The 13851-nt window shown below is 37.8% G+C and carries 8 protein-coding genes; all 8 read left to right on the top strand.

Features of this window, described 5'->3' with window-relative positions; translation table 11 throughout:
• The 8 genes from PFY09_RS05045 (at window position 1) to PFY09_RS05010 (ending at window position 13807) form a co-directional block, all read left to right on the top strand.
• Window positions 1–2229 carry a xanthine dehydrogenase family protein molybdopterin-binding subunit gene (locus PFY09_RS05045; RefSeq protein ID WP_271161647.1) on the top strand — a complete coding sequence of 743 codons (2229 nt, stop codon included), beginning with the start codon at window positions 1–3 and terminating at the stop codon, window positions 2227–2229.
• A 203-nt stretch (window positions 2230–2432) separates the two neighbouring features.
• The gene (locus PFY09_RS05040; protein ID WP_271161646.1) at window positions 2433–2915 is read left to right on the top strand and encodes a (2Fe-2S)-binding protein; all 483 of its coding nucleotides are present in this window, start codon (window positions 2433–2435) and stop codon (window positions 2913–2915) included.
• Complete coding sequence (locus tag PFY09_RS05035; protein ID WP_271161645.1) at window positions 2908–3927, top strand: FAD binding domain-containing protein; 1020 nt, start codon at window positions 2908–2910, stop codon at window positions 3925–3927. The genes PFY09_RS05040 and PFY09_RS05035 overlap by 8 nt, the downstream gene beginning before the upstream one ends.
• 27 nt (window positions 3928–3954) lie before the next feature.
• Window positions 3955–6195: a xanthine dehydrogenase family protein molybdopterin-binding subunit gene (locus PFY09_RS05030; protein ID WP_271161644.1), complete on the top strand. Its 2241-nt coding sequence runs from the start codon at window positions 3955–3957 to the stop codon at window positions 6193–6195.
• Between the two features lie 414 nt (window positions 6196–6609).
• On the top strand, window positions 6610–7203 hold the full coding sequence (locus PFY09_RS05025) for a hypothetical protein (RefSeq protein ID WP_256038617.1): 594 nt from the start codon (window positions 6610–6612) through the stop codon (window positions 7201–7203).
• Between the two features lie 2 nt (window positions 7204–7205).
• Window positions 7206–11555: a hypothetical protein gene (locus PFY09_RS05020; RefSeq protein ID WP_271161643.1), complete on the top strand. Its 4350-nt coding sequence runs from the start codon at window positions 7206–7208 to the stop codon at window positions 11553–11555.
• Window positions 11556–11560: 5 nt separating this feature from the next.
• Complete coding sequence (locus tag PFY09_RS05015; protein WP_271161642.1) at window positions 11561–13099, top strand: hypothetical protein; 1539 nt, start codon at window positions 11561–11563, stop codon at window positions 13097–13099.
• 12 nt (window positions 13100–13111) lie between these two features.
• Window positions 13112–13807 (top strand): phage tail protein, encoded by a 696-nt coding sequence (locus PFY09_RS05010; RefSeq protein WP_076395908.1) that lies wholly within the window; start codon window positions 13112–13114, stop codon window positions 13805–13807.
• Window positions 13808–13851 lie beyond the last annotated feature (44 nt).

Genomic DNA, 13851 nt, shown 5'->3' with positions numbered 1-13851 from the left:
ATGGGATTACTCGAATTACTGAACATCAGATCCAAAAGACCCGAAGGACGTGTTGAAGGAGTGGAAAAAGTTACCGGAAGCGGTAAATACGCTGCCGAATACGAAGTTAAAAATATCTGCTACGCCGTATTGGTAAACAGTACGGTTCCTTCCGGAAAAATACAGTCGATCTCGGTTGATAAAGCCAAAGAAGTGGAAGGCGTTATTGATATCATTACCCATCTTCACAAACCTTCGGTTCCGGGTATGGATACTGAAGAAAAAATTAAACAGTCGAGATTCGGTTTGCCGATTTTTCATACAGATAAAATATTTTTCAAAGGACAGCCTGTTGCGATGGTGATTGCAGAAACACTGGAAGACGCAACTTTTGCCGCATCATTGGTAGAAACAGAATATCAGAAAGACAGTTTTGAAGTCGATTTTAATTCTGCGAAAGAAAAAGTTGTTTTAAAAGCTGAAGGAAAAGAAAGAGGAAATTTTGACAGTTGGCAAAATTTACCATTCACCGTAGATCAGCAATATAATATTAAGGCAGATGTACATAATCCCATGGAAATGCATGCCACGATTGCTCATTGGACAGGCAATGATACGTTGAAGCTTTACGATAAAAACCAAGGGGTAAATAATGTTCAGAGAACATTTGCAAGGTTATTTTCCATTCCTGAAAAAAATATACAGGTATTCAGTGAATTTGTAGGAGGCGGCTTCGGCTCCGGACTCAGAATCTGGCCACACGTTTTAGCTTCGGTAATGGGAGCAAAACAGGTTGGACGTCCTGTAAAACTGATGCTTACCAGACCACAGATGTTTGCGGCAACAGGTTACAGACCGGCTTCATGGCAGAGAATAAAATTGGCATCAGATCCGTTGGGAAATCTTTCAGGAATTTTACATCAGGCAAAGAACGAAACTTCAGTCTATGAAAATTTTAACGACGGTATTACCCGCGTGACAAGATTAATTTACAAGTTTCCCAATTTGAAAACGGAAGCGGCAAATGTTCCGTTAAATTTAAGCACACCAACTTGGATGCGCGGTCCGGGAGACTGTACCGGAGTATTCGCTCTGGAATCTGCCATTGATGAACTGTCCTACCAGCTGAAAATGGATCCTGTTGCGTTGAGGTTAAAGAATATTTCACTGGAAAAACATCCTGATTCAAATTTGCCGTGGTCTACCCATTTTCTTGATGAATGTATAAATAAAGGCGCTAAAATGATCGGATGGAACGCCAGAAAAGCAACGCCCGCAACGGTAATTGAAGGAGACTGGTACATCGGCTACGGAATGGCTGTCGGAATGTGGAATGCCGGAAGAGCAGAAGCCAAAGCAGCAATTATCATGAGCAAAGACGGAAGTCTCGTTGTACAGACCGCGATGACTGATATCGGGACGGGAACAGGAACCGGAATGCAGAACATTGCCCACGAAATTACCGGAATTTCAAAAAATAAAATCAATATAGAATTGGGAAATTCGGCGCTTCCTCCTGCGCCAAGTCAGGGTGGAAGTACAGGGCTTTCATCGGTAAGTGGTGCGGTGTACGATGCGAGCAATCAGTTGAAGCAAAAACTGGCGGAATATGCATCCTTAGTTAATGGAAGCTTTAAAGGAGCTGCTCTGGAAAATATTCTTCTTTTAGATAAAAGCATCAGTTTAAAAAATAATTCAACTGTTTCTGTTTCTTATGAAGAATTGTTTGAAAAGAATAATCTGACTGAAATTCGTCTTGAAGTAGCTTCAAAACCGGGAAGCGAGCGTGAGAAATTTGCCTTCTGTTCATCAGCGGCACATTTTTGCAAAGTCCGCGTTAATAAGCGAACCGGAAAAGTGAAAATTGAAAAACTGGCTGTCGTGGCAGACGGCGGAAAAATCATCAACAGTCAGGCAGCAGCCAATCAGATGTCGGGAGCCGCAGTTGGCGGGATCGGAATGACGCTGATGGAAGAAAACCAGATCGATGCAAAATTAGGAACGTTAATCGGTAATGATCTTGCGGGATATCATTTTGCCGTTAATGCGGATGCTCCGATTATTGAAGTCGACTTTATTCATAAACCCGATCCGAATATTAATCCTTCCGGCGCGAAAGGTCTCGGAGAAGTAGGAATTATTGGTACAGCACCTGCGATAGCCAATGCAATTTATAATGCTATTGGTATACGAATGAGAGATTTGCCGATTACTCCCGATAAAATTTTAATGGCATTGTCACACAAATAGACTGCTGTTTTCTATTTTAGAATCATATCAATATTCTGTATCTGAACGGTACAGAATATTTTTTTATCCTTTTATGATCTGTTTTCCTTATTTAGATTGAATATATTTAAATCAATTTCAGACTTTAATGTACCACGGAAAGGATATTTTCAATAATAACGGTTCTTTTTTTGTATCACTACCCATAACCAAACTACCGATTTATGGCGAACACTGGAAAACAATCTGTTACATTAAAAATAAATGGAAAGGAACATCATCTGGATGTACTTCCCTGGGTATCACTTCTTGATGCTCTTCGAGAAAATCTGCATTTTACCGGAACAAAAAAAGGCTGCGATCATGGGCAGTGCGGCGCATGTACGGTTCTGATTGACGGCAAAAGAGTTTTGAGCTGCCTCAGTCTCTGCGTTATGAAAGCTGATGCTGAAATTACAACCATAGAAGGGATTGCCGACGGTGAAAACCTGCATCCCGTTCAGAAAGCTTTTATCGATCACGATGCTTTTCAATGTGGATACTGCACTCCGGGACAGATCTGCAGCGCCATAGGATTACTGAATGAAAACAAAGCAAATACCCGTGAAGAAGTTCAGGAACTGATGAGCGGAAATCTTTGCCGATGCGGAGCCAACAAAGGAATTATTAACGCTGTAATGGCAGTAAAACAAGGTCTTTATGAATAATTTTTCCTACACAAAAGCCAATAGTGTTGATGAAGCAGTTTCATTGACTTATGCAAATGAAGAAAATAAAATCATTGCCGGAGGTACCAATATCATCGATCTGATGAAATATTTTGTTACCGAGGCAGATACTTTAATCGATATTAATCCCATTGACGGAATAGCTGATATTACTGAATCTGATAACGGAGGAATTCGTATTGGTGCTTTAATGACGAATGCAGATACAGCGTATCATCCAATTATTGAAGAAAAATATCCGATTCTTTCTAAAGCTATTTTGGCGGGAGCATCAGCGCAGATCAGAAATATGGCGACCAATGGCGGAAATTTATTACAGCGAACCCGATGTTATTATTTTTATGATATTCATACTCCCTGCAATAAAAGAGTTCCGGGTTCCGGATGTTCTGCGATGAAAGGGTACAACCGAATTCACGCAATTTTAGGACACAGCGAAAACTGTATTGCTGTTTTTCCTTCGGATATGTGTGTTGCTCTTGCAGCTTTGGAGGCAGTTGTTCATATATCGGGAACGGATGGAGATCGGACATTGAAATTTTCAGATTTTCACAGACTTCCGGGAGATACTCCGGAGATCGATAATAACCTGAAAACAGGAGAGGTCATCACAGGAATTGAACTGCCCGAAAAAGGATTTTCAAAAAATTATTCTTACCTGAAATTAAGAGACCGAAGTTCTTATTCGTTTGCATTAGTTTCCGTTGCTACTGGTCTGGAACTGGAAAACGGAATAATTAAAGAAGCAAAAATTGCTTTGGGAGGTGTTTCGCACAAACCGTGGCGTGTAAAAGAAGCTGAAGATTTTTTAACAGATAAAGCAGCAAATCCGGAAAACTTTGAGGCTGCGGCTGACATTATTTTGGAAGGAGCCGTAGGTTTTGAGCATAACCGTTTTAAAATTAATCTCGCTAAAAAAGCAATCGTCAGAAACTGTATGGTGGCTCTTGATCCGGCGTCTCAGAGACCGGGTGCTAAACCTTCTTTATAAATTATTATGAATGCTAAAGAAAATTTTATGGAAAATAAACCGTCTGTCGGACAATCAATAAATCGTCTTGAAGGTCATCTGAAAGTAACAGGTCAAGCAAAATATGCAGCAGAATATGATGCTCCGGACTTATTGTATGGGTACATTGTGAACAGTTCGATTACAAAAGGTAAAATCAAGACCATCGATACATCAGAAATAAAAAAATTAGAAGGAGTTATTGAGGTGTTCACCCATGAAAATAAACCTTCAACTGCCTGGTTTGATTTTCAGTATGCCGATATGGATGCGCCTCCCGGAACTGTTTTTAAACCTCTTAAAGATAATATAATCCGATATAACGGACAACCGATTGCTTTGGTGGTTGCAGAAACCTTTGAAATGGCACGGTATGCAGCTGCAAAAATAAAAGTGGTTTATGAAGAAGAAGAAAATTTTGAAACGGATCTGAAGAAAAATCTTGAAAAAGCCAGAGATCCTAAAAAAGGACTGGCTTCGCTGCTGAAACCGCCTCCGCCAAAGCCTACCGGTGATTTCAAAAAAGAATATGAAAATTCGTTGGTAAAAACCGATAGTCATTTCAGTCATGGAACCGAGCATCACAATCCTATGGAAATGTATGCTTCCACCGTGATCTACGAAGGAAAAGGTAAACTCACTATTTACGATAAAACACAGGGAACGATTAATTCCCAAATGTATGTTGCGAATGTTTTCGGACTTAAAATGAAAAATGTACAGGTCATCTCACCGTTTGTAGGCGGTGGTTTTGGTTCGGGGCTTCGTCCGCAGCAGCAGCTTTTTATGGCGGTAATGGCTTCGCTGGCTTTAAAACGTAATGTTCGTGTCACTTTGGATCGCGCACAGATGTACATGATTGGACACAGACCTCCGACGTTGCAGCATACAAAATTCGGTGCGGATAAAGAAGGTAAAGTCAATGCAATTTATCACAAAGCAATCGGGGAAACTTCGCGGTTTGAAGATTATGTGGAAATTGTGGTGAACTGGGCCAATATGCTGTACCCCGCAGAAAATACCTTGCTGGAACATGAAATTGTTCCGTTAGACGTTTACAGTCCGCTTGATATGAGAGCACCCGGCGGAAGTACCGGAATGCACGCTGTGGAAGTAACAATGGATGAAATCGCTTATCAATTAAATATAGACCCGCTGGAATTAAGGCTTATCAATTATTCAAAAATTGATAAAAGCAGTGATAAAGAATATTCGAGCAAAGAACTCAGAAAATGTTATCTGGAAGGAGCAGAAAAATTTGGCTGGAATAAGAGAAATCCTGAACCCCGAAGCATGAAGCGCGGAAATAAGCTGGTCGGCTACGGAATGGCTACCGGAATTTGGGATGCCAATCGGATTTTGGGACGCGCAGAAGCGATTATGACACCGGATAGAAAAGTTGAAATAAAAAGTGCCGTTACCGACATCGGAACCGGAACGAAGACGATCATGACGCAGATTGCGGCAGATGAACTGGGACTTTCCATGGAAGATATTACGTTTTCGTATGCAGACAGTAAGATGCCGTTTGCTCCGATTCAGGGAGGGTCGTTTACTACGGCAACAGTGGGACCTGCGGTACAGAATGCCTGTCAGGCTTTAAATAAGAAACTTTTCGAAAGAGCTAAAGATTTGAAAGATTCCGTTTTAAAAAATGTAAATTTTAAAGATGTTATATTCAAAAATGGTTTTATCACCGTAAAAGATCAGCCTGAAATACGGTTGGATGTCAAAGAAATTTTCAAAAAAAATAGCGGAGAAGCGATCCGAACCACGAATTCTGCAATGCCCAATCCTCTAACATACGGAAAAAAAGCAAGAGCCGTTCACAGTGCGGTTTTTGTTGAGGTAGAAGTGGATGAAGAGTTGGGAATTATTGAAGTGAAAAGAGCTGTTACAGCCGTTGCAGCAGGGAAAATTATCAATCCTAAAACAGCAGAAAGCCAGGTTTTGGGAGGCATGATCTGGGGAATCAGCAAAGCTTTGCACGAAGAAACCATACTTGATCATGAGTTAGGAAAATATATGAATGCCAATCTGGGTGAATATCATATTCCTGTCCATGCAGATATTCACGATCTGGAAGTGGTATTTGTGGAAGAAAATGATTCATTTGTAAATGATTTAGGCGTAAAAGGAGTAGGCGAAATCGGTGGAGTAGGAATGCCTCCTGCCATCACCAATGCCATTTTCCATGCAACCGGAAAGAGAATTTATGATCTTCCGATTCATTTTGACAGATTGATGTAATTCTTTTCCAAATAGAACAGTATTCAGAAATTTATCAATTTTATACCATCACGTCGCTTCATAAAGTGACGTGATTTTTTTATGTACCAATATTTCCTTTAAAGCAATATTATTTTAGAAGTAAAACCAGTATTTATACTGAAATGAATAGGATTATTTTCCTATAATTTTGGTTACTAAACGCGGCAAATGACGAAGATGATGAATAAAAAACTTTCACTATTTATTAATGATTTAAAAATCAGAAATTTATGATAGAGAAAATGATGCCGAGTGTAATCTTTTATTAAATTTACATAACCCGATTCTGAATCAGGCGTAAAAATAAAACAATAATCATGGAGACCAGAAACCATCACAAAACGGGGCGTATTCTGAAAAGCCACACGAGTAGGAATTTTAAAAAATTATATCATGAGTCAATTTCAATTGGGAATATCCCTGACTTTTTTAAAAAGAGATTTAGCCTTAGTTGTTCAAAGTACGGAACAAGATGTTGATACAAAAAAAATTACAACGAAAGAATATCTGCTTGTTCCTACAAAAGTTTCATCGGATGATTTTGTAACTTTCAAGGATTTAAAAAATGATTTTGATAAAATATTTGGAAGTGATTCTAACGCCGCTACACAACAGGTTACAGATCAGCTAAAACAGAATAGTTCGGATAATAAATTCGACATCAATAAAATTCATTTTTATCTGAAAACTGCCTATTTATATAAAAAGGCATATTATATTAATACAGAAGCAGATTCAAGCAAACCACCTGTAATGGAAGAATGCGATGAAAGCGGAACCAAGCTAAATGGTGACAAAAAAGCAAAATGGGAATATGCACTGTCCATAAGTATAGATAGTAAGGCGTTCTTTGCAGAATTTGAAACTATGTCCATCAATTCAGTTAATTTTTCTATCTGGAATACAGACCGCAACGTCGTGAAGAAAATGATGACTTTGGGATCTACGGATGATATCTTTAAACAGTTAGAAGACTCTGCTAAGTAATTATGTCCAATATACTTCCTTTCCGGATAAATGCTTTGTATCTCAATTCGCCTGAACAGGTAATTGGTCAGGATATCCGTTTTGAAAATGTTCCTTGGATGAATACAGAGCGTCATGTCTTTGAAAATCCCAATGTTCCCCTCGAAACAAACTCGATTATTCCAAGACCTTTTTCATGGGATAATTCCATTTATCTGGATAAGGGAGTTCATCTTCATTTTATTCTTCCTTCATTCTTTAAAAAATTTAATGATAAAGGAAATCTGCCAAAAGCTCCCAATCGTTGGTATATAAAAAGACAGCGTGATGGTGAGGAATGGATTGTGGAAAGCGATTATATATGGAACGTTAACGATCCTAAACTGAATAAAAACAATACCTGTACCTACGCGGAAGAAGCAACAGATACTTTTCAGTTTGCATATGTGGGAAGAAAATATAAACTGAACGACTGGATCTATCAGACCAACGCTCAGACGAATTATTTAAAAAATCTCAGTGCTTTGGGATGGGGAAGCTTTTCATTCGATATTCATTATCCCAATTGTAGAAGTGTATTTGGATTTTATGATGAAGACGGAACAGAAAACGAAATATATCAGGTTATCGGATGGGTAGATCATTACGGACAAAACGCAGCCGATGAATATATCGTTGCAGGTAATTTTCAGTTAAAATCCGGAGAAGCCACAGAAAATGAAGAATCCTTTGATGTTGCTATTGCCAATACTTTGCCCGAGACACTTTCTGCATTAATCATCAATACCAATAACCCTGATCTTTCCAGGCAGGATCTTCAGAAACAGGAAGAACAGATTGCTTCAATCATTAATTTTGATGAACTGAAGGAGCTGAATCTGGACTGGATTTCCAGACTGAGGAATAAACAGCACGAGCAACAGTTTAATAAAACATCCGGAACAACAAAATATGTTCTGAATATTGTTATTTCTGATCAGGAGGATGCTGTTCAGGAATATGATGTAGACAGCAGTCTTTTGGATTTTGAGTTCAGCGGAAATGTGGCTTTACAGTATGAAAAGATAAAAGATAAGCTTAAAATCTTTGATGAGTCTGCAAAATCCGATAAAATTCTTGCGGTTTGGGAAGGCGTTTCTTTACCGGATTTCCTCAAGATTTCTTATACCGAAGCTTTGGAAGATGAGCTGGAAAATCTCAACAAAATACAAAACAGCTATGAGCTGGATACCTTCAGATTACAGGCTAAAATTGAAAGTCTGTATCTTCACTGGTCTACGTATTTAAACGCTTTATTTTTAAGCAAAGATAAAAACATCAATAAGCTTAAAGAAGATCTGAAACTGTTAATTTCACAGATAAGCATCTTAAAAGATAAGCTGAGAAATACAAAAGACAAAGCTCTTAATGCAAAAGATTTATTTTCCGAAAAAATATCAGAACATTACACAAGATACCGCGATTATGCCCTCATTAAATTTCTACTGAAAGCAAAACAGACCGGAGAGATTATAAATGAAAAAGAACTTCAGAACCTCCTGCATCAGCGGTATAAAACAAGAATGATTCTGTCCAAAAAAAGCAGAACCGATTATTACGAACCGCTGCCGCCAAGCGTTATTATTTCGTCTCCGAAAAAAAACAGCATTTTCAATCTTTTCAGCAATCCGTCTGCTCCGGAAGAAATACAGTCGGTACCTTTATTCAAGCCGGAAAAGAAAGAAAACCGTCAAAATGTGCTGAATGTGGTCAATTCTCAGGAAATCAAGACCAATCAGTGGCATACCTATAAAGTAGAATGGGAAAGTTTATTTCTGCCTAAAAAAGAAGGCCATTATCTGGCTTCCGATACTAATTTTACAGAAAATTTTTTACAGGACTCCTACATTTTGGATGAGCTTAATGCAGACTTAATAAAAGCCTATCCTTTACATGATATTGCGTATATGCCGAATCCTAATATCTACTACGGGCATTCTTTTGTAAGCGATGAGGTTAAAGAATATGTAAAAGAAAAATTAGGCAAAAACCTTCTTCGTATTGATGAAAAAGACAACGCGGAATTAATAGAAAAAATAAAAATATTTCTTCAGAAACTGGAAGAAACTTCTTTGTTTGAACTTACCCTTTCAGATTTCAATAATTTAATGCTTCAGAGAAGCAATGGCTTGTCCGTCTTACCCCTCATTCCCAACGGATTTACAGATCATAAAGAGATGGCAAAAAGCATAGAAGATTTATGTAAAGAATATGGAAACAGTCTCGATCTTTTAACGCCAAACAGATTATCCATATTCAATCCGTTCAGAAACGGAGCCTTTAAAATGAGCAGACTGAGAATTGTAGATTCTTTTGGAAGAAACAAAATCATCGAGCCGGAAAAAATAATTACCACCCATGTGCAGAAAATCGAAAATAAAGATAACTGGGTTGCACTGCCGCCAAGATATCTTCAGCCTTCTGCCGTAAGCACAAGATTTACCAGAACAGCAACAGAAGGAAAAAAATCTCCTGTACTCGGATGGATGGTTCCGGTGTATCTTAATCAGCGGATAGAATTTTTTGATGCACACGGAAAACATTTAGGGGCAATAGACACAGAAGGAGCGTGGGAATCTTCCCCTTTTGATGCCGGTTTAGCTCAGGAGAATACAAACTATACAACAGTTGTTAGAAATCCTCATCTCAGAAGAATTATTCACTGGATTATCGAAAGAATTGGCAAAACCAACAAAAAAGATCAGTTTATAAAAGAACTGCAGAGAACAATGGAGCATATTTCACCCGAAGATTATGCCAATCCGTCTCTGTTGGAAACCATCTCTTCCGTACCTGTTGCGATTACTTTAGTGAACATCAATTTATTCACCAGAGGAGAAGCATTGCATGACATCAGTTATTCCGAAAACATCACGATCAATACCTACAACAGCCAGAGAAAATATGATAAAGTGAAAATCCCGATGTCCATTGGAGATTTAAATCAGTATAACGACGGTGTTCTGGCTTACTGGCACTACCATCTGGAAAATAAAGAACAGAACGAAAAACTAGGTTTGAAAGCTTTGGAAAGCAAAATTTATTTTAATAATGATGCAGAAAAGAAAATAAGCCGTTTTTACTATTCTCTGAAAGATTTTCTGAAAGAAAACCCAATCGACGGAAGAGAAAAATGGAACGAAATTGAAGGTAAAACAATGTACAGCTCTTCAATAAGCTATAAAAATCAGGACAAAGAAAGCTTTCTGGCTCTGAATGATACGCTAAATGCCTGCCAAAGATATCTTCTGATTCATCCTAAAGGAAACCTGAACATTAAAACAGGAATTTTACCTGAAAAGCGCATAAGACTGCCGTACAATGCCATTAAAGATGCTTTGAAAAGAATTGAACTTACGTTATTAACAGCGCCTGTTTTAACGCCCAAAGAAAACCTTCAGCTATCCATTGCGAAAGATAATCGCTATCAGTGGTCGTGGATCGAACTGGAAAAAAAGAATAAAAAAGAACCTTTATCTCCTGCAAATCCGCCCTTAAAAAAACGGATGACCCAAAATTTAGCCATCGATTTTTCTCAGAATTTTGAATCCGAAGCCTACTTACAGACGCTGCTTTCAGACTTAAAAGAAGAACATATTTTAATTAATGAATTGAAGGCATTTTTTCCGGAGGAAGACATCTATTTCATCGATAAAAATGAATTTCAGATAAGAAATAACACGGAAAAATACAGCATAAGAAATGAATTTATTAACGATGTGATAACCGGTAAAATCGGCAGAAGCGAAAACGTTAAATCTATGCAGATCGCTTTAGATTTTAATCAGTTTAAAAATAAAAAATATACAGCCCTCAAAGAATTTATCATTCGGGAAAAATATGTGATGAAGCAGGAAAACAATCTGCTGGGCGAAGAAATTTATTATTTAGACACTGAAAAAACAAAAACACTTAAAGAAAAAGACAATTCTGAATTAAACGATCCTGAAAAAGAATTGGTTGAACTTCTATTAATGAAAACCTCCAATAAAATCATCACACTCAGAGAATTGTTGGGTAGAATGTACATTTTCACCACAGAAAACGCTTCAGTAATCATCAGAGAACGCTTTAAGCAAAGCCTCATCAATAAAAAAATCATTCAGGAATATCCCTTTTATCCAGAAGATCAGATCTATTTTGTTAACCGCGAAGAATGGGAAAAGATTAAAATAAAAGAAGATCCCGATGACGATGAAAAATTATTGCTGAAGCTGATTGAGAATACCTCCAAAGCCATTCTGGAGATCGGGGACTTTAATACCAACTCCGGAAACATTCCCGATCTTGTTTTAAAAGAAGGATGGCTGTCTATAAAATCTACTAAATTCTAAACATCATGGCAAAACTGTTATATTACTTTCCACTGGATAATTTAGTGAATAATGACATTGTTAATAATTACAAAAACCAGGTTCAGTCCGGGTTACAAAATAATGCTTTAAATGTTGATTTTGATGAGTATAAAGGTTCTTATCTCAATTTTAAAGATAAAACCCAGTTAGAATTAACCTTTAAAAAAAGCATCGGTAAAGAAGGAACTTTAATTAATTTCTTTTTTAACTATCATAAAAAAAACAGCAGCGAGGCTCTTAATCTCATCACCATCGGGGATAAAATACTGAGCGTCATCAAATCTAATAACAGAAACGCTGTCTCTTTTAAAAGTAACGTCAGAATAAACGATGAAGACTTCAGAATCCGGGAAAACCACTGGTTTAATGCCTCCGTTTATTATAATTCTTCAGGAAATATAGAGCTTTATATTACGGATGATAATTTCTTAGTTCTGAAAAAAGCCGTAATTTCATTTAACGACGCTGCTGAAGATCAGAACATCATTGTCGGAGGGAATAAAGACGGAGATCAGCTTCGCATTGCAGATCTGTCGGTATATCATGATGTTTCCAAAGATGAAATAGAAAACCTCGTCAATACATCTATCGGAAAACACCTTACCTTACTCTCAAAATCTACTTTAATTGATACTGTAAGCTTTGCTCTCAGCAACAATTCCGCTTTTGATAAACTGGTCATAGAAAATGATCCGAAACCTTTATCCTTCGAACTTCTTCCGGGAGAGATGACCATAGAAAGACAGGACAACAGTGCGGCAAAACTTAAAGTGAAAAAAGGTTTTTTTCAATATTCTGCTGTACAAACAAACAAGACCGAAGAATCAGACGATCTGCACATTTCCTTTAGCTTTAAAAATCAGAACACTGAAAATATAAATTTAACCGCAGTATTGAATGATCTCTCCATCGTGAACCGCTTAGATCAGGAAAGAATTTTAGTGCAGCTTGAAATGTATAATATAACACTTACGAAAGATGAATTCTCTAAAACCTATACAAAATCTCAGCCTCTCATCATCGATAAAGTTTTTGAAATAATGGATATAAGAGGAGAAAACGAAAGCCCGTTCGAAGTATTTATTCTAGGCAACGATACGTTGTACAATGGCACAGCAAACGAAGCACAGACCATAAGACTGGCAATAAGCAACACCACCGAGCTGGATCTTAAGCTGTCGGAAAACAGCGGTTTCAGGATTACAGGCAACTTTTTTACCATCCTCGAAAATGATGCAAAACAAACCAACAATATCAAATTGCTGGAACACCAGTCCTTCACGACCATACCTGCAAAACCCAAATCTACAGACAACGACTTCCTGTGTTTTCAGAAAGAATACCTGTTGAAAAAAGGAACATCCATTATTATGGAAATATCGGGATTAAAAGCAAAACAATCTGCCCCTGTGAATCCGTCCGGTGCATATCCTTTCTATCTCGAATACAAAAATATTCCCGGCTACAGAAACGGAAAGATGAAATTCCACATCAAAACAGGCAAAATCTTTTACTCACTCTAAAGCATTAAAATCATGGCAGAAAATTTAAACATCAAAGACTTTAAAGCGAATGAAGCAGACATTGAAAAGCTTACTTCCGGAAAAGCAACCATTAATGCTTTGGATTCTCAGAATACAGTCATCAGTACTTTAACAGCAGATCTCATTAAGCTGAAAAACCAGATAGAATTACTTAATGAGGAGCTTAAAATTATGAAAGGATCAAAAGAACTGGTGAAGATCACTTCCGGCAGAACCGATGTCAACAACTCTTTATATACCAATAACGAACTGGTTTCTTTACCGGTAGGAGCCATCGTTGCATTTTACGGAACCACGCTTCCCGAAGGCTGGGCTTTTTGCGACGGCTTTAATAACACTCCGGATCTTAGAGGAAGCTTTATTCTCGGGAACTCCGGAATCGGCCAGAAAAACAGTCAGGTTTACAACAGGTCTAATACCATTACACTAAGCGAAAAAAATATTCCGCGGGTTTGGAGTACCGTTACCACAAAATATTATAAAGTAGAAGCCGGAACAGGCGGAAATAATTTTGATTTTTTAGGAACGAAAGCAACTTCCAGAAATCAGACTATTTACAGAGAAAACAGTTGGTGTACAGACGAAAATATAGCCACAGAATTTGCGATCGGTCATGAAACCCCAACTCCGGTGGAAGTCCCGAATCCACAGCACGTAAAATTAGCTTATATCATGAAAATAAGATAATGATTTTAAGAAAAAACTGAATCTTTATAATATGATCCGCGAAA

Source organism: Chryseobacterium gambrini, assembly GCF_027920505.1.
Classification (GTDB): domain Bacteria; phylum Bacteroidota; class Bacteroidia; order Flavobacteriales; family Weeksellaceae; genus Chryseobacterium; species Chryseobacterium gambrini.
The sequence above is the reverse complement of the archived record's forward strand: the minus strand, read 5'-3'. Positions and strand labels throughout refer to the sequence as shown.

Excerpts from the sequence above, each read along its gene's own strand:
- PFY09_RS05045 (WP_271161647.1), top strand. The coding sequence starts at position 1 with ATGGGATTACTCGAATTACTGAACATCAGATCCAAAAGACCCGAAGGA.
- PFY09_RS05040 (WP_271161646.1), top strand. The coding sequence starts at position 2,433 with ATGGCGAACACTGGAAAACAATCTGTTACATTAAAAATAAATGGAAAG.
- PFY09_RS05035 (WP_271161645.1), top strand. The coding sequence starts at position 2,908 with ATGAATAATTTTTCCTACACAAAAGCCAATAGTGTTGATGAAGCAGTT.
- PFY09_RS05030 (WP_271161644.1), top strand. The coding sequence starts at position 3,955 with ATGGAAAATAAACCGTCTGTCGGACAATCAATAAATCGTCTTGAAGGT.
- PFY09_RS05025 (WP_256038617.1), top strand. The coding sequence starts at position 6,610 with ATGAGTCAATTTCAATTGGGAATATCCCTGACTTTTTTAAAAAGAGAT.
- PFY09_RS05020 (WP_271161643.1), top strand. The coding sequence starts at position 7,206 with ATGTCCAATATACTTCCTTTCCGGATAAATGCTTTGTATCTCAATTCG.
- PFY09_RS05015 (WP_271161642.1), top strand. The coding sequence starts at position 11,561 with ATGGCAAAACTGTTATATTACTTTCCACTGGATAATTTAGTGAATAAT.
- PFY09_RS05010 (WP_076395908.1), top strand. The coding sequence starts at position 13,112 with ATGGCAGAAAATTTAAACATCAAAGACTTTAAAGCGAATGAAGCAGAC.